Raw genomic sequence first — 15,313 nt, 5'->3', positions numbered from 1 at the left:
GTGTTCCAGCAGTTCAACCTCTTCCCGCACTACACGGTGAAGCAGAACCTCATGTGGGCGCCGGTCGAGCTCAAGCTCAAGACCAAGGAGGAGGCCGAGAAGAAGGCGCTCGAGCTGCTCGAGCGCGTGGGCCTCTCCGACAAGGTCGACGCCATGCCGCGCTCGCTCTCCGGTGGCCAGCAGCAGCGCGTCGCCATCGCGCGCGCCCTGTGCATGGACCCCGACATCATGCTCTTCGACGAGCCCACGAGCGCCCTTGACCCTGAGATGGTCTCCGAGGTGCTCGACGTCATGCGCGAGCTTGCCAAGCAGGGCATGACGATGGTTGTGGTCACGCACGAGATGGGATTTGCCCACGACGTGGCCGACCGCGTGGTCTTCTTCGACCAGGGCATCATCCAGGAGCAGGGCGCGCCCGAGGAGGTCATCGACCACCCGCAGCACGAGCGCACCAAGAGCTTCCTGTCGAAGGTGCTGTAGGAGGGGCGCTCCGCCATGTTTGGGATCGTGAACTACGCCGGCTACCTGCTCGCGACCGTGGCCCTGTGCCTCACGCCGGGCATCGACACCATCTACATCGTCACGCGGGCGCGGGCCGTGCCACCAACGTCGTCTCGGGTCTCATCTACATGGTGCTTGGTGGTATGGTCTTCGTGACATCGAGGAGCTAGGCCCCATGCCGGGGCATGGGGGCGGGAGACAAGGCCGACCTCCGGACTCGGGCTGGGCAGGGGAGTTATGAGCATGGGCGTGCGCGAGCACGTGGTGGGCCGTCTGCTGGGTGCCTTTGGCCTCGCAGGCGGCCTCTTCATGGCGTGGGCCTGCGTGCTCGCGCTTGTCTGCGCGGGTCGCTTCGGGCTCGCAGTGCCGGTGCTTGCGCTGGTGGCCGCGGGCGTGGCGGGCCTTGTCGCGCTTGGCCGGAGGCGGCCCTCCGCTCGCCTGGTCTGGCGCGTGTGGGTCGTGGCGCAGACGCTCAGCCTGCCCGTCATGCTCGTCCTCGCCCTCAAGCTCTCCGGCAATGTGGGAACCGACTACGAGGAGCTGCGCAACCTGGCACTCTGCGTGGTCGACGGCGTCTCACCGGCCGACCACATGGCCTACTACGTGCGCTATCCCAACAACCATGGCCTGCTCTTCTTCATGGTCTGGCTGTTCCGCACGGTGCGCCTGGCCGATGCGTCAGCGGGCGTCGTGGAGTTCACGCGGGTGAGCGTGGCGCTCAACGTGGTCGTCGTCGAGGCCGCGGTCGTGACCTCGGTTGCGGCGGTGCGCCTGATGTGGGGGAGGGTCCGGGCGGCCTGCGTGGGCCTGGCGCTGCTTCTCTGCCCGCCCGTGTGGCTCAACCTGTCGAATCCCTACTCCGACACGATTGGCATGCTGCTCGTGGCGCTTGGCTGCCTTCTGGCGGCGTACGCGTTCTCGCGCGGGCTGCGCGGGCGCCGTGCCTGGCTCGCGCTTGCGGGTCTGGGCGTCGTCGGGGCAATGGGCTTCGTCCTGAAGCCCACGGTGTGCATCCTCGTGGTGGCGTGCGCGCTCGTCGTGCTCGCGTGCGCCCGGCCGCGGGCGGCGCTCGCGTGCGTGGCCGTGCTCGTGGTCTCTCTGCTGGTGGGACGCGCGGCCCTGAGTGATGCCGTCGACCTCGCGCGGCCGGCCGAGCTCCCGTATGGCCGGGAGCAGGTGGACGAGGGGACGTTTCCGCCCGAGCACTGGCTCATGATGGGGCTGAACGCTGATTCGAGTGGCCAGTACACCCTGGCCGACCAGGTCATCTCGCAGGAGGCGCCCAGCTATGCCGCGCGCGTCGCCGTCGACCGGGCTCAGATCGGGCAGCGCCTTGGCGAGATGGGCGTGGCGGGGACGCTTCGCCACGTGCTCGTCGACAAGGTGACGGCGCAGTGGCAGTCGGGAACCTACCAGCTCGGTGTCGTGATGGACACCCTGCTCGCGGGCGGTCCCTATCACGCGCTCGATGTGGACGGGGACGCTGACGGGCACGTGTCCGCGCTCTTTGCCTGCGTGTTCGTGGCGGCGCAGGCCTACCACGTGCTGCTGCTTGTGGGGATGGGCGTCGCGGCGGCCTCGCTTGCGCACGGGCGCCGCGAGGTGGCGGCGGGGCTCGTCGTCTCGGGCGCCGGGGGAGCGCTCGAGCGTGTTCGCGGCCGTGACGCCCAGCTGCTCTTCTGCGGCCTCGCCCTCGCGGGCCTCACGTTCTTCCTCTGCGTCCTCTGGGAGGTCAAGCCCCGCTATCTGCTGCACTACCTGCCCGTCATGGCTCCCGTCGCGGCGGAGGGTCTCTCTCGGCTGTCCGCGCGTCTCGTCTCTGTGTCGAAGCGGACGATATCGCGCAGCGCCCGGTCGCGGTAGGTAATGTCGAGCCGCTCGGAGAAGCCCATGCGGCCCCAGAAGGCGTTGCCGGTGGCGTTTCTCCGGAAGGCGACGAGGAAGGCCTTGGAGACGCCGAGCGCCCTCAAGGCGTCGAGCTCGGCCTCCACGAGCACGTGCCCGACCCCCTTGCCCTGCATATCCGGGTGCACGACGGTGTGGTAGACGGCGGCGCGCCTGCCGTCCGTGCCCACGAGGATCGAGCCGAAGATGCGGCCCGGGGTGGTGACGTGCGCATCCGCCGTGCCAGCCGCTCCGGGCGCGGGGGCCTCGACGCGCTCGCCGAGCCGTCGGATTCTCGGCCAGAAGCCTGGCGATGCCGTCGCGCGTGTCGTCCACGTCGTTGAGGCCCATGCCCGCACGCGAGGGCCAGAGGGCGTGCACACTCCGCATGAAAGGCGCCGCGGTCGAACCAGTGAAAGGCCTGCGCGGCACGCAGCCGAGGTTAGACGGAATGGGCCACTACGCCCGGCTTGGGCCAGGCGACCAACCGAAGCCGAGCAATCAGCTGATGCCGGGTGCCTGACTAGGGTCGGTTAATCAACAAAAAGGCGCCTGGCGAGGACGCGAGCCTGGCCAAGCCCATCCAATGCGAACCGCTATGCCCCCCCGAGACTTCGAGGGTACCGTTTGCCCCAGTTAAGAGCTCGATTTGGGACTTCTAACTGGGGAAAACGCTACCCTCGACATAATTGCAAGCGGGCGTGGTCGAGTGCGACCCGACGGGTCGGTCCCGTTGGAAAAATGCGGGCGGATAATGCAGACGGAAAACCACTGGCACAACCCAACGGGGTCGGCGCAGTCGGCGGAAAAGCCAGGGGCACGGAGCTTGCGCGGGCACAGGGGGCGTGGGCACGTGGGGTTTGCGTGGGTTGTGGGATGCGCGTGGACACAGGGGGTGCGGGCACACGATGTCCGACGGTCTTGCGCGGGCATGTGCGGTGTCCGCCGGGCCAACATAGGCACACGACCATGCGAGCTTGCACGGGCGCGACAGCGGCCTTCGGCCTAACGCCGATCCTCGTCCCTCTCGTCCTTGCCCAGCAGGCGGTCGACGAACTCCTCGCGCCGCTCCTCCGAGCGCTCCTCGGCCCGCTCCTTCTCCATCGCAAAGGCGGGGTCGTCGGGCGTCACGAGCTCGTCCTCGCCGCTCTTGGGGTTGTAGTGGTGCAGGAGCACCGGGTCGAACAGGCGCAGGTGCCAGGCAAAGCCAAACGACACGCCGATGAGCACGCAGAAGACCGCGATGCGGAAGGTCGTGGGAATTTGCGTCATGAAGACGGCGCCGGTGCAGAGGATGCCCGTCCACAGGTACATGAGCAGCACCGCCTGGCGCTGGTTGTAGCCCTCCTGGATGAGGCGGTGGTGGATGTGGCCCTTGTCGGCGTGGCCCACGCTCACGTGGGCGCGCTTGCGGCGGATGATGGCCGAGAGCGTGTCGACGATGGGCACGAACGAGATGACGAGCGGGATGATGATCGTGGTGAGGCCCGCCATGCGCGTGACGTTGAGCAGCGAGATGGTGCCCAGCGAGAAGCCGAGTAGCAGCGACCCGCAGTCGCCGATGAAGATGGACGCGGGGTTGAAGTTGTAGGGGAGGAACCCCAGCGTGGCGCCGGCCACCGAGACGGCGAGCGCCGCCGCGTCGAGCCGGCCGGAGAGGTTGGCGAGGAAGAACAGCGTGAAGCAGGAGATGTTGGTGATGCCGCTCGACAGGCCGTCGAGGCCGTCGATGAGGTTGATGATGTTCACGTAGGCCACGAGGTAGAGGACCGTGATGGGGTAGGCGGTCCAGCCCAGGTCGATCTCGCCGGGGCCAAAGGGGTTCACGATGGCGCCCACGGTAAGGCCGCCCGCCACGGCGATGACGGCAGCGAGCACCTGGCCGGAGAGCTTGGCGAGCGGGCGCAGGTTGCAGACGTCGTCGATGGCGCCGGTGAGGAAGATGACGAGGAATGCCACGGCCAGCATGTAATAGTTGACCGGGGCGAAGCGCCCGGGCATGAGCACGACCGGCCAGTGGAGGTAGGTGGTGCCGCACCACTGCACGATGACGGCCGCGATGAGCGCGAGGAAGACCGCGATGCCGCCCATGCGCGGGATGGTCCGCTTGTTGATGCGCCGCTTGCTGGGCTTGTCGACCGCGCCGAGCTTCCAGGCGATCTTGCGGGCGAGGGGTGTGGTCGCGAGCGCCACGACGAACGCCGTGGCGAAGAGCGACGCAAAGGGAATCCACCATCTCACCAAGCGAGCAGCCTTTCGCCTCACCACGCGCTCCTCGCGCGGCGCACAAACCAACCAATATGACCTGACATGATACCAGCTCTTTGCCAAGTGGCCTTCCGCGGGCTTTGGGTCTGTGACGTTTTGGGGTCCCTGAGCTGCAAGAAAGCAGATATTGCGAGGTAGATGGCAATGTGTGGCGAGCGAGGCGGCCGCTTCACCAACTTGGCCCGTTGTCAAGACTGGCAACGACGAACGGTCTGGGTATAGTGGGAGACGTCAGCCCCCCGCGGGGCAAACTGGGTGAACCGACAAGCGTTACGAGGGAGCCCATATGCCGCGCCCAGTACAGGCATCCTCCGTTGGTGAGGAAGCTGGAACAGCCGGTGAGGGCACCCACCTTTTGAGAGGTGGGTTCATTATCGCATCCGCGGGGGGCGACGTTGATTTCTTGGCGGGCCGGTACGCCTCGCCTGTTTCCCTCGCACATGGTTTTTATCCTTGCATGGCATGTCCGCCGAGGTTGCTGCCTGGCCAGCTCCTGTGGTGCCATGCGCAATTGTGAAAATTCCCAATTGACACGGGGACGGCTCACGGTACAATAACCTTCGCGCAAACGCGCCTGGGGACGTAGCTCAGCTGGGAGAGCGCTGCCGTCGCATGGCAGAGGCCGAGGGTTCGATTCCCTTCGTCTCCACCAGGATTGTTCGAGGCGAACCTCTTTGGGGTTCGCCTCTTTTTGTATGCGGAGGTATCGTGCGCTACGAAGCCTATGACGCCTGCACGCTGTGCCCGCGTGCCTGCGGCGCCGCCCGGAATGCCGGCCGCCGCGGTGCCTGCGGTGCCAACGCCCGCCTGCGTGTGGCCCGCGCGGCCCTGCACTTCTGGGAGGAGCCGCCCGTCTCGGGCGAGGCGGGCTCGGGCGCCATCTTCTTCTCGGGGTGCCCCCTCAAGTGCGTCTTCTGCCAGAATCGCGAGATCAGCGCCGGCAACTTCGGCCACGAGGTGACGGTGGCGCGCCTCGCCGAGATCATGCTCGAGCTCGAGGCGCAGGGGGCGCTCAACATCAACCTCGTGACGCCCCTGCACTTCGCGCCGCAGGTGCGCGAGGCCGTGCTCGGGGCACGCGCGGCCGGCATGGGCCTGCCCACGGTCTGCAACACCTCGGGCTACGAGACGGTGGAGACGCTCCGGCTCATGGCAGACGTCATCGACGTGTGGCTTACCGACTTCAAGTACACGGACGGCGGCCTCGCCCGCAGGCTCTCGGCGGCGGGCGACTACCCCGAGGTGGCCTCGGCCGCCCTCACGGAGATGCTCGCGCAGCTGCGCGCAGCCGGCGGGCGGGCGCTCGGCGACGACGGTCGGATGCTTCGCGGCATCATCGTGCGCCACCTCGTGCTCCCCGGCCACACGGACGACTCGATGGCCGTGCTCGACCGCGTGTGGGAGCTGGGCGGCAACGAGGTGGACGTCTCCGTCATGAACCAGTACACGCCCAACGACGTCTGCCGCCGGCGCGGGGGAGACCTCGCGCGCTCCCTCGGCGACGACGAGTATGACATCGTGCTCGACCACGCCGACGACCTGGGCTTCGAGCGCATGTGGTGGCAGCAGGGCGGCACCGTCTCGGAGAGCTTCATCCCGCGCTTCGACGCCACCGGCGTCGACGGCCCCGAGCTCTCCGCGTAATGGTGCATTTGGGGACGTGTTCGTTCTGCACCATGTTGGTATGGTGCAGAACGAACACGTCCCCAAATGCACGCGGCACCCCTGCAGGCTTGGTGGGTAAGTAGTAGGCTAGCAACCATATGCAGCGAGGCCGGGGCAGCCCGGCTATGTGAGGAGCACCAATGTCAGACACCCAAGCGCCGCTCTCCGACGAGGAGCGAGCCGAGCTCCAGCGCCTGCGCGCCGAGAAGGCCGGCCGCGACAAGGCGGCCGCCGACGCCGCCCGCCGCGCCGAGCTCGAGCGCCTGCGTCGCGAGCAGGCAGACGCCGAGGCGGACGCCCGAGATGCCGAGCGCCGCGAGCGCGCCCGCGAGATGATGGAGCCCGACGAGGACCTCAGGATGCCACTTGCCCAGAAGCTCGTCCTGGGCTTCGTCGCCATCGTCATCGCCTGGTTCATCGTCTACGTCGTGGGCGGCGGCCTCATCGGCTAGCGCGTCCGCGTCCCGCACCCCACGACCTCCCAGCGCCGCGACCGCCCCCGGCGCACCCAACCCACGGGACGGCAGCGAGAAGGGGAGAGCAATGTCGCTCACAGACGTCACGAAGCCCACCGACGTGTCGCTCAACACCGACCTCTACGAGCTCACGATGGCCCAGGGCTACTGGGAGTCGGGCATGTGCGACACCCGCGCCTGCTTCACCGTCTTCTTCCGTGACAACCCGTTCTCCGGCGGCTACGCCGTGGCCTGCGGCACCGGCCAGATCGCCGACCTCGTGGAGAGCTTCCGCTACACCGACGAGGACATCGCCTACCTCGGGGGCGTCGAGGCCCCCGGCGGCGGCGCCATGTTCAAGCCCGAGTTCCTCGAGTGGCTCTCGCACTTCACCATGGACGTGGACGTGTGGGCCGCGCGCGAGGGCGACGTGGTGTTCCCGCGCGAGCCGATCGTGCGCGTGGAGGGCCCGATGGTGGCCTGCCAGCTGCTCGAGACGGCCCTGCTCAACCTCGTGAACTTTCAGACGCTCGTGGCCACCAAGGCCGCGCGCGTGGTCCAGGCGGCCGAGGGCCACGCCGTCTCCGACTTTGGCCTGCGCCGCGCCCAGGGCCCGGACGGCGGCCTCGCCGTGGCGCGCGCCTCCTACGTGGGCGGCTGCAGCTCCACCTCCAACTGCCTCGCCGGCAAGATCTACGGCATCCCGGTCTTTGGCACGCACGCCCACTCGTGGGTCATGTCGTTTCCCACCGAGCTCGACGCCTTCCGTGCCTTCGCGCGCTGCAGCCCCAAGAACTGCGTGCTGCTCGTCGACACCTACGACGTGCGCCAGGGCCTCAGGAATGCCGTGACCGTGGCCAAGGAGATGGAGGAGGCCGGCGAGCGCCTCGCGGCCGTGCGCATCGACTCGGGCGACCTCGCCAAGCTCTCCAAGCTTGCGCGCAAGATGTTCGACGAGGCGGGCCTGCCCTACGTACGCATCTCGGCCTCCAACGACCTCGACGAGTACACCATCCAGTCGCTCTTCGCCCAGGGCGCGCCCATCGACTCGTTTGGCGTGGGCACCAAGCTCGCCACGTGCGACCCGCAGCCCTCGCTCGGCGGCGTCTACAAGCTCTCTGCCGTCAAGAAGCCGGGCGACGACGACTGGCGCCCCGTCATGAAGCTCTCCGAGATGTCGTACAAGCGCACCATCCCCGGCATCCAGCACGTGCTGCGCTTCTGCGACGAGAGCGGCTGCCCCATGGGCGACGTCATCGTCGACGAGGCCGCACTGGCCGGAAACGCAGGCCTTGCCGTGGACGTGCTCGACGCCGAGCTGCCGCTCGACCTCACGGCCTACGAACCGCACGAGGTGCTTGTCAAGATGGTCGAGGGCGGCCATGGCGTGGGCGAGCGGCCCGGTCTCGAGGACTCCAAGCGTCTCGCCCGCGAGGCCCTCATGCACCTCGACCCGGCGGTCCGCCGCTTCCTCAACCCGCAGATCTATCCCGTGGGCATCGAGCGCGGTCTGGCTGCGCTTCGTCAGCGCCTCGCCCGCGAGGAGCGCGCCCACCAGCGCTAGCGGGCCGTGTGGGGGACTCGTTCGTCTTGCCTGCACCGCGCGGGACGCAGGCATGTGCAAAACGAACACGTCCCCACTTGCACCATCTGCTACACTCTTCGGGCCGCGCGCCCTGCGCCCTACCTGCAACTTAACCCGAAAGGGACCGCCATGGTCGACACGATCGATACGCTTGTCCGCTCCGCCATCGCTGCCGCGCAGGGGGCCGGAGACCTGCCCGCCTTCGAGGTGGCCGACCTCGGCCTCGAGCGCCCGGCGGACTCCTCCCACGGGGACTGGACCAGCACGGTGGCGCTGCGCTCGGCCAAGGCCGCGCACATGGCGCCGCGCAAGATCGCCGAGGCCATCGTGGCCAACCTGCCCGCCTCCGACGCCGTCGAGCATGCCGAGGTGGCCGGCCCCGGCTTCGTGAACCTCTACCTCTCGGCCGCGGCCGGCAACGAGGTCTTCCGCACCGCGCGCGAGCAGGGTGCGGACTTTGGCCGCTCGCACCTCGGCGACGGCACCAAGGTGCAGGTGGAGTTCGTGTCGGCCAACCCCGTGGGCCCGCTCCACATCGGCCACGGCCGCTGGGCGGCGCTCGGCGACTCGCTCTCGCGCGTGCTCGAGCACGCCGGCTACGCGGTCGAGCGCGAGTACTACGTGAACAACCACGGCAACCAGATGAACATCTTCGGCAACTCGGTGGCCGAGCGCTACCTCCAGCTCGCCGACATCATGGCCGCTCGCGGCCTCGACGCGCACGCCGCCCACGAGGCGCTCATCGCCGACTGGCAGGCCTTCGTCGACGACGAGCAGGACGAGCACCCCGAGACCCACCCCTACATGGACGGCTTCCGCAACAAGCTCGGCGCCGACTCCTACGGCGGCGACTACATCATCGACCTCGCGGCCCACTTCATGGAGGTGGACGGCACCCGCTGGGTCGACGCCGACGCCTCCGAGCGCATGCTCTCCTTCCGCGAGCGCGGCTACAAGCTCATGCTCGACGACATCCGCCACACCTGCTCCGACATGCGCACCACCTTCGACGTCTGGTTCTCCGAGCGCTCCCTCTACGAGAAGGACGCGAGCGGCACGAGTGCCGTCGACCGCGCCTTCGCGCGCCTGCGCGAGCAGGGCTACCTCTACGAGAAGGACGGGGCCCTGTGGTTCCGCTCCACCGACTTCGGCGATGACAAAGACCGCGTGCTCGTGAAGGAGAACGGCGAGTACACCTACTTCGCCTCCGACGTGGCCTACCACTGGAACAAGTACGAGCGCGTCGACCACGTCATCGACGTGTGGGGCGCCGACCACCACGGCTACATCGCCCGCGTGCGCGCCGCCACCGACGCACTTGGCTACGAGGGCAAGTTCGAGGTGCTGCTCGGCCAGCTCGTGAACCTGCTGCGCAACGGCCAGCCCGTCAAGATGAGCAAGCGCAAGGGCACGATGGTGCCGCTGCGCGAGCTGCTCGACGAGGTGGGTGCCGACGCCGCGCGCTTCACGCTCGTCTCCAAGAGCTCCAACCAGATGATCGACTTCGACATCGAGGCCGTGAAGCGCCAGGACAACACCAACCCGGTCTACTACGTGCAGTACGCCCACGCCCGTATCTGCTCGATCCTGCGCCGCGCCGCCGGCGTGACGGACGCCGAGGCTCAGGAGCTGGGCATGGACGCCGTGGCCCTGCGCGCCTGCCCGCTCGACTGCGACCTCTCCGTCCTGACCGAGCCCTCCGAGGCCGCGCTCGCGCGCAAGCTGGGCGAGTTCGGCGAGCTCGTGGAGGGCTGCGCCCGCGACCGCGCGCCCTTCCGCCTCACGCACTACGCCCAGGAGCTCGCCGGCGACTTCCACGCCTTCTACACCGTGTGCCAGGTGCTTCCCAGCGAGGGGCGCCCGGTGGACGCGGCCGTGTCCCAGGCCCGCCTCGCCGTGTGCGACGCCGTGCGCCGCGTGCTCGCGCTCACGCTCTCGCTCGTGGGGGTGTCGGCGCCCGAGCGCATGTAAGGGGGAGGGTACAGGTCAGGGGCCCGGGCGATGTCGGTTCGCGTGCGGACGCGCGGGCGACCGCGCCACGAGGTGGTCACTGCGCCCCCGGGTCGTGCGACCGCGCCACGAGGTGGCCCCTGTCTCCCCGTTCGTGCGCCCCTCATACACTTTGCCGCATATGCCGTGGTGGGATTGGCCCAAACGCTTCCCCCCCCCACGGCATTTTGCTGTCTGCTAGACTGTCCCTTTATTTCAGCTACCAATAACGATAATTAGCGTATGCTTGTTCTAACGAGAAGGATACCGGGGGTCACTACGTGAACGTGCGTGAATATCTGTCCGTGCGAAGGGCATTTGGCCTCGCCCGCCAGGAGATGCCGGCGAGCGAGCGCATCACATTCGAGGAGCTGGGCATCCTGTGCCACCTCGCCCTTGCCCCCGACGGGCTTCGCACGTCCGAGATTGCCGAGTACCAGGGGGTCCTGCGTCCCACGATGACACACAGGACGAGCCACCTGGCCGCCCTCGGCCTCATTGAGCGCTCGAGCGGTCAGGACGACCGCAGGAGCGTCTGCTGCACCCTGTCCGGGCACGGCACGGACGAGCTGGGGCGCACCGTGCCGCTCGTGTGCGGCAAGATCTCGTCCGGCATGCCGATGTCTCGCTGCACGCCGCAGCGCATGCGCTACGTGCTCGACGCCATGGGCCGCCTCTCGCTCTCGTCGAGCGACCTCGTGCTTTTGGGCGTGTGGACGGGCATGTGCGGCCGGGAGGGCACGTCCACCGTGGGCGAGCTCGTGGACGGCCTCGGCCTCCTGCAGCCCACAGTCTCGATGGCGGTCTCGTCGCTCGAGCACGCGGGCGACGTGGTGCGCACCCGCACGCAGTCGGGCAAGCTCGTGTCCGCGGGCGTCAGGCTCTCCGATCAGGGCGAGGCCCACGCCACCCGCCTGGACGAGCGCGTCTCGGCCGTCCGCGTGGCGCGTCCGCGTCGCAGCAAGGAGTAGGCAGGCGGGCGCGATGGTATCGGCATTGATTGGCCCTTGGCCCCTCACCCTCGCATGATGTCTTCCTACGTGCTATAGTTCGGCTGACGGTGCCCAAAGGCCCCGTTTGCGCCGCAGGTTGCGGTGCCCCTTCCACAAATCCATCGCCCTTCTTCGGTCGTGCGAGACGTGCGCGGCCCTGTGCTTCCTAGAGGTCCTGTGGGCGTGGAGGCGGCCATGCCGCCCGATTCGGAGGAACCAACACGTGACAGAAGAGAACACCGAGGCCCCGCAGCCTCCCAAGCGCCGCCGCGGCCGTCCCCGCAAGGCCCAGGCGGGCGAGGAGCAGCAGGCGAACGGCGCCTCCCGGCAGGCAGGCGGCGAGGCCCAGGCGCCCAAGCGCCGTCGCGGCCGCCCGCGCAAGAGCCAGGCCGTCGAGGAGGGCCAGTCCCAGACCCCGGCGCAGCAGCAGGAGCGCGCCCAGCAGCCGCACGAGCAGGGCGAGCAGCGCGAGCGCGACCGCGCGCAGCATGCGCAGCACGCGCAGGCGACGCAGCGCGCCAACCAGTTCCGCCAGCAGGCACGTCCTGGCCGCGGCCAGTACCAGCAGAACCGCTTCCAGCAGGCGCAGGCCAGCCGCCGCCGCAACCGTCACGGCGCCTACAACGCCGGTAACGGCAGCCAGAATGCCTCCGAGCCCAGGCTCTCGCGCGAGGACCTCACCTCTATGCGCGTGGCCGAGCTCCGCGTCCACGCGGCCGACCTGGGCGTCGAGTACGTGGGCGTGCGCAAGGGCGAGCTCGTCGAGGCCGTCTACGTGGCGGCGGCGCGCGCGGAGGGCTTCCGCTCCACGTCCGGCGTGCTCGACATCACCAGCGAGGGCTACGGCTTCGTGCGCACCGGCAACTACATGCCGGGCGAGGACGACGCCTTCGTCCCCCAGCAGCTCATCAAGCACCTGGGGCTTCGCCGTGGCGACTGGGTTGAGGGCACCGTGCGCCCGAGCCGCCCCAACGACAAGTACCCGGCGCTCCAGAAGGTCGCGAGCGTCAACGGGCTCCCGCCCGAGGCCAGCCGCGACCGCCCACGCTTCCGCGACCTCACGCCGGTCTACCCCAACGAGCGCCTCACCATGGAGCACGGCAGGGATTCCGTCACCGGGCGCGCCATCGACCTCGTGGCGCCCATCGGCAAGGGCCAGCGCGGCCTCATCGTGAGCCCGCCCAAGGCCGGCAAGACCACGGTGCTCAAGCGCATCTGCGAGTCCATCGCCGCCAACAACCCCGAGGTCTACCTCATCTGCCTGCTCGTGGACGAGCGTCCCGAGGAGGTCACCGACATGCAGCGCTCCATCAAGGGCGACGTCGTGGCCTCGACCTTTGACATGCCGGCGGAGAACCACACCGTCGTCTCCGAGCTCGTCATCGAGCGCGCCAAGCGCCTCGTGGAGATGGGCCGCGACGTGGTGGTCGTGCTCGACTCCATCACGCGTCTGGCCCGCGCCTACAACCTGGCGCAGCCCGCGAGCGGCCGCATCCTGTCCGGCGGCGTGGACTCCGCGGCGCTCTACCCGCCCAAGCGCTTCCTCGGCGCGGCCCGAAACATCGAGCACGGCGGCTCGCTCACCATCCTCGCGTCGGCCCTCGTCGACACGGGCTCCAAGATGGACGAGGTCATCTTCGAGGAGTTCAAGGGCACGGGCAACATGGAGCTCAAGCTCGATCGCGAGCTGGCCGACAAGCGCATCTTCCCGGCCATCGACCCGGTCGCTTCTGGCACGCGCAACGAGGAGCTGCTCATCGACCCCGAGCTGCAGCCGTTCGTGTGGGGCATCCGCCGCATCCTGGCGAACATGAACAACACCGAGCGTGCGGAGGCCTCGCTCATCAAGGGCCTGCGCGGCACCAACGACAACCAGGAGTTCCTTATCCGCTCGGCCAAGAAGGCCCAGCAGAGCGAGTACGCCGACGCGCTGTAGGGCATGCGCAGTCGGGCGCGTCGTGACGTAGCGGCACCGCGACAAGTCGTCTCGCTTGTGGCGCTTCCGTCAGCGGTGCCCCGCTTGCCTCTCCGAACGTTTTCCGCCACAGCAAGGCGGCCGCATCACAACCTGGTGCGGCCGCCTTTTTCTTGTGCGAACCGTCTCGCAACCAGTCCCTCTTCCCCCATGCCCGTTTGGCCCTCTCTTACCCACACCCGAAGAGCCCCACGAGCGACGCGACCGGCATAAACGGCATGAGATTCATCGAGCGCAACATCAGAAAAGCCGCCAGGCAGTTCGAGAAAGTCGAAGGCGGACCGGTCAGGCCGTCCATCGTCGTTCTGAACTGCTCCGAGGTTAACGTCTCTCGGGACGCCGCTCTGAAGCGCGTCCATCTTGAGATGAAAAGGCACGACATCGACAGGGTCATCTTGATAACCAAGGGTGACGTCATCGACGACATAAGGAAAAAAGCCCCAGGTTAGCTATCCAGCACGCCCAGGGTATCTAACTTGATTATATACACCTGGCTAGCACATCGGTAGTGCGGCGGTCTCCAAAACCGTTGAGCGGTGTTCGACTCCTCGGCCAGGTGCCACAATCACCCTAGGCCCCACGGGGAGCCTTTTTCATGAGCATCGGAGGTGCCTCATGGCAGCAAACAACGCATCGCGAGGCGGGGCCGGGTTCCTCACCCTGCTTGGCTTGCTTTTCATCGGCCTCAAGCTCACGGGCTTCGGTTTGATTACCAGTCAGATCGACACTGCACCAAAACTAAAAATTATTTTAATAAATCCGTTAAAGGTGGACACAGATAATAACCATTTGCTTTGAGCTTTCCTTTATAATCAATAGCATGAACTGGACAATTATGTATGCAACCCAAGCAAAACATACATTCATTTTTAAAATGGATTCTTCCATTTTTCATACAAATATTATTCGTTGGACATACTCGTACACATTTTTGGCATTGTATACATGTAGTATTATCGACATTAAACGAACGGCTGTTACGCATAAATGTATTAAATCCCCAATTCGCAATACTTGATAACAGCCAAGCATTTTTTTTAGAAGTTAATTTCATTTCCAATTCACTTCTATTCAGAATATGCATTGAAATTTCATGTAAATATGGCAGATTAGACTGTATTTTAGAAATAGCTTCATTTTTAGAAAGCATTTTGTTAGAAACCATGTAGTTATCAGGCATAAGAATCCCAGCAAAACCTTTATAATCCATTTTCCGTTTTAGAAAGATTTTTTTACAATATTGGTCTGCTAACCCATAAGAATCACCCATAGTAGCAACTATATAGATGCTTTGACTACCATTAAAATGAGCTTTCTTTAAGAATGTTTCAATTTTTCGTGGAAGCCTCCATGCATATATTGGACATACGATAACATATGGTGTTTCTGTATAGAATTCCAGTTTTTTATTATTTTTAAATATATGGTTGAGGGATACAGCAGTGTCCTGCAAATCCAGCTTTAATATTTCTGCTACAAATTTTGAGTTCCCTGTGCTGGTAAAATATAAAATCAAGTAAACTACCTCTTTCTTTTAACCCTTATACAGTATATTGCCAGTATACTAAAAATGTTTCGATAGATAGCATTATTTTTGGCTCTTCGACGTTTTTAGTGGGTAGCACAGCCTGTCGCCGAGGTCGCCGCGAACTCCAGGCGTCCGAGCCCGAGGAAGATCGGGGCGGTGAAGTTGGCGAGGCCGCGGAAGCCGCGGGCCGCCCTCTTCATGGGCTGGATGGCCGGGTTCATCCCCTCCATGACGCCGTTGGTCGACCTGCGGGAGAGCCAGTTGAGGATTCCCCCGCGCTCCTCCCGCACGGTCGCCGCGACCCCTTTCGTCTGCGGGACGTTGGAGTGCGCCACCCAGCCCGGCCACCGATCGAGCCCTCGGGCGGCCGGCTCCCCGTCGGGCATGGGGCGGGCCGCCCGGGGCGCCTCGGCCATCGCGCGGGCGCGGGCGGCGAGCGGGCGCTCCGACATGGGCGACGCCTTCCTGGCC

The 15,313-nt window shown here is 66.2% G+C and carries 13 protein-coding genes, 2 tRNA genes and 1 pseudogene (1 of these 16 cut by a window edge); 12 read left to right on the top strand and 4 right to left on the bottom strand.

Going from position 1 to position 15,313, the window contains the following annotated elements; all coding sequences use genetic code 11:
* The 3 genes and pseudogenes from EFAMC1_RS03230 to EFAMC1_RS03220 all read left to right on the top strand — a co-directional run.
* Nucleotides 1–480, top strand: a pseudogene (locus tag EFAMC1_RS03230) (amino acid ABC transporter ATP-binding protein) (it extends 257 nt beyond the left edge of the window).
* Nucleotides 481–495: 15 nt separating this feature from the next.
* On the top strand, nucleotides 496–657 hold the full coding sequence (locus tag EFAMC1_RS03225) for a hypothetical protein (protein ID WP_187324529.1): 162 nt from the start codon (nucleotides 496–498) through the stop codon (nucleotides 655–657).
* Nucleotides 658–738: 81 nt separating this feature from the next.
* Nucleotides 739–2,364: a hypothetical protein gene (locus EFAMC1_RS03220; RefSeq protein ID WP_154052891.1), complete on the top strand. Its 1,626-nt coding sequence runs from the start codon at nucleotides 739–741 to the stop codon at nucleotides 2,362–2,364.
* Here the strand turns inward: EFAMC1_RS03220 and EFAMC1_RS03215 are convergent.
* The gene (locus EFAMC1_RS03215) at nucleotides 2,256–2,744 is read right to left on the bottom strand and encodes a GNAT family N-acetyltransferase (RefSeq protein ID WP_222838628.1); all 489 of its coding nucleotides are present in this window, start codon (nucleotides 2,742–2,744) and stop codon (nucleotides 2,256–2,258) included. The two genes, EFAMC1_RS03220 and EFAMC1_RS03215, sit on opposite strands and share 109 nt — an antisense overlap.
* A gap of 646 nt (nucleotides 2,745–3,390) precedes the next feature.
* The gene (locus EFAMC1_RS03210; RefSeq protein ID WP_261981745.1) at nucleotides 3,391–4,650 is read right to left on the bottom strand and encodes a glycosyltransferase family 4 protein; all 1,260 of its coding nucleotides are present in this window, start codon (nucleotides 4,648–4,650) and stop codon (nucleotides 3,391–3,393) included.
* Between the two features lie 579 nt (nucleotides 4,651–5,229).
* Between EFAMC1_RS03210 and EFAMC1_RS03205 the strand changes: the two genes are divergently transcribed.
* The 9 genes from EFAMC1_RS03205 to EFAMC1_RS03165 all read left to right on the top strand — a co-directional run bounded on the left by EFAMC1_RS03205 (nucleotide 5,230) and on the right by EFAMC1_RS03165 (nucleotide 13,876).
* A tRNA-Ala gene (locus EFAMC1_RS03205) sits at nucleotides 5,230–5,305 on the top strand.
* A gap of 56 nt (nucleotides 5,306–5,361) precedes the next feature.
* Nucleotides 5,362–6,297 (top strand): radical SAM protein, encoded by a 936-nt coding sequence (locus EFAMC1_RS03200; protein WP_261981744.1) that lies wholly within the window; start codon nucleotides 5,362–5,364, stop codon nucleotides 6,295–6,297.
* Between the two features lie 161 nt (nucleotides 6,298–6,458).
* Entirely contained in the window at nucleotides 6,459–6,770 is a 312-nt protein-coding gene (locus EFAMC1_RS03195) for a hypothetical protein (RefSeq protein ID WP_154052890.1), read from the top strand.
* 91 nt (nucleotides 6,771–6,861) lie between these two features.
* Nucleotides 6,862–8,337: a nicotinate phosphoribosyltransferase gene (locus EFAMC1_RS03190; protein WP_154052889.1), complete on the top strand. Its 1,476-nt coding sequence runs from the start codon at nucleotides 6,862–6,864 to the stop codon at nucleotides 8,335–8,337.
* 150 nt (nucleotides 8,338–8,487) lie between these two features.
* Nucleotides 8,488–10,329: an arginine--tRNA ligase gene (argS, locus tag EFAMC1_RS03185; RefSeq protein ID WP_154052888.1), complete on the top strand. Its 1,842-nt coding sequence runs from the start codon at nucleotides 8,488–8,490 to the stop codon at nucleotides 10,327–10,329.
* 299 nt (nucleotides 10,330–10,628) lie between these two features.
* The gene (locus EFAMC1_RS03180) at nucleotides 10,629–11,318 is read left to right on the top strand and encodes a MarR family transcriptional regulator (RefSeq protein WP_154052887.1); all 690 of its coding nucleotides are present in this window, start codon (nucleotides 10,629–10,631) and stop codon (nucleotides 11,316–11,318) included.
* 244 nt (nucleotides 11,319–11,562) lie between these two features.
* Nucleotides 11,563–13,275: a transcription termination factor Rho gene (gene rho / locus EFAMC1_RS03175; protein WP_261981743.1), complete on the top strand. Its 1,713-nt coding sequence runs from the start codon at nucleotides 11,563–11,565 to the stop codon at nucleotides 13,273–13,275.
* Between the two features lie 257 nt (nucleotides 13,276–13,532).
* Nucleotides 13,533–13,763, top strand: a complete 231-nt coding sequence (locus EFAMC1_RS03170; protein WP_154052886.1) for a hypothetical protein — start codon at nucleotides 13,533–13,535, stop codon at nucleotides 13,761–13,763.
* Nucleotides 13,764–13,802: 39 nt separating this feature from the next.
* Nucleotides 13,803–13,876: transfer RNA gene (locus tag EFAMC1_RS03165), tRNA-Trp, on the top strand.
* Nucleotides 13,877–14,059: 183 nt separating this feature from the next.
* On the opposite strand, the gene EFAMC1_RS03160 is transcribed toward EFAMC1_RS03165, so the two are convergent.
* Together EFAMC1_RS03160 and EFAMC1_RS03155 are read right to left on the bottom strand one after the other, a co-directional pair.
* A complete protein-coding gene (locus EFAMC1_RS03160; protein ID WP_154052885.1) occupies nucleotides 14,060–14,830 on the bottom strand; it encodes an EFR1 family ferrodoxin in 771 nt (256 codons plus the stop codon).
* 95 nt (nucleotides 14,831–14,925) lie between these two features.
* The coding region (locus EFAMC1_RS03155) for a transposase (RefSeq protein WP_222838626.1) at nucleotides 14,926–15,313 on the bottom strand (388 nt) is incomplete at its 5' end.

This window comes from Olsenella uli, assembly GCF_901212675.1.
GTDB lineage: Bacteria > Actinomycetota > Coriobacteriia > Coriobacteriales > Atopobiaceae > Parolsenella > Parolsenella uli_B.
Note: the sequence above shows the minus strand (reverse complement) of the source record. Positions and strands in the feature narration are given on the sequence as shown.

Excerpts from the sequence above, each read along its gene's own strand:
- argS (WP_154052888.1), top strand. The coding sequence starts at position 8,488 with ATGGTCGACACGATCGATACGCTTGTCCGCTCCGCCATCGCTGCCGCG.
- EFAMC1_RS03195 (WP_154052890.1), top strand. The coding sequence starts at position 6,459 with ATGTCAGACACCCAAGCGCCGCTCTCCGACGAGGAGCGAGCCGAGCTC.
- EFAMC1_RS03170 (WP_154052886.1), top strand. The coding sequence starts at position 13,533 with ATGAGATTCATCGAGCGCAACATCAGAAAAGCCGCCAGGCAGTTCGAG.
- EFAMC1_RS03190 (WP_154052889.1), top strand. The coding sequence starts at position 6,862 with ATGTCGCTCACAGACGTCACGAAGCCCACCGACGTGTCGCTCAACACC.
- EFAMC1_RS03225 (WP_187324529.1), top strand. The coding sequence starts at position 496 with ATGTTTGGGATCGTGAACTACGCCGGCTACCTGCTCGCGACCGTGGCC.
- EFAMC1_RS03220 (WP_154052891.1), top strand. The coding sequence starts at position 739 with ATGAGCATGGGCGTGCGCGAGCACGTGGTGGGCCGTCTGCTGGGTGCC.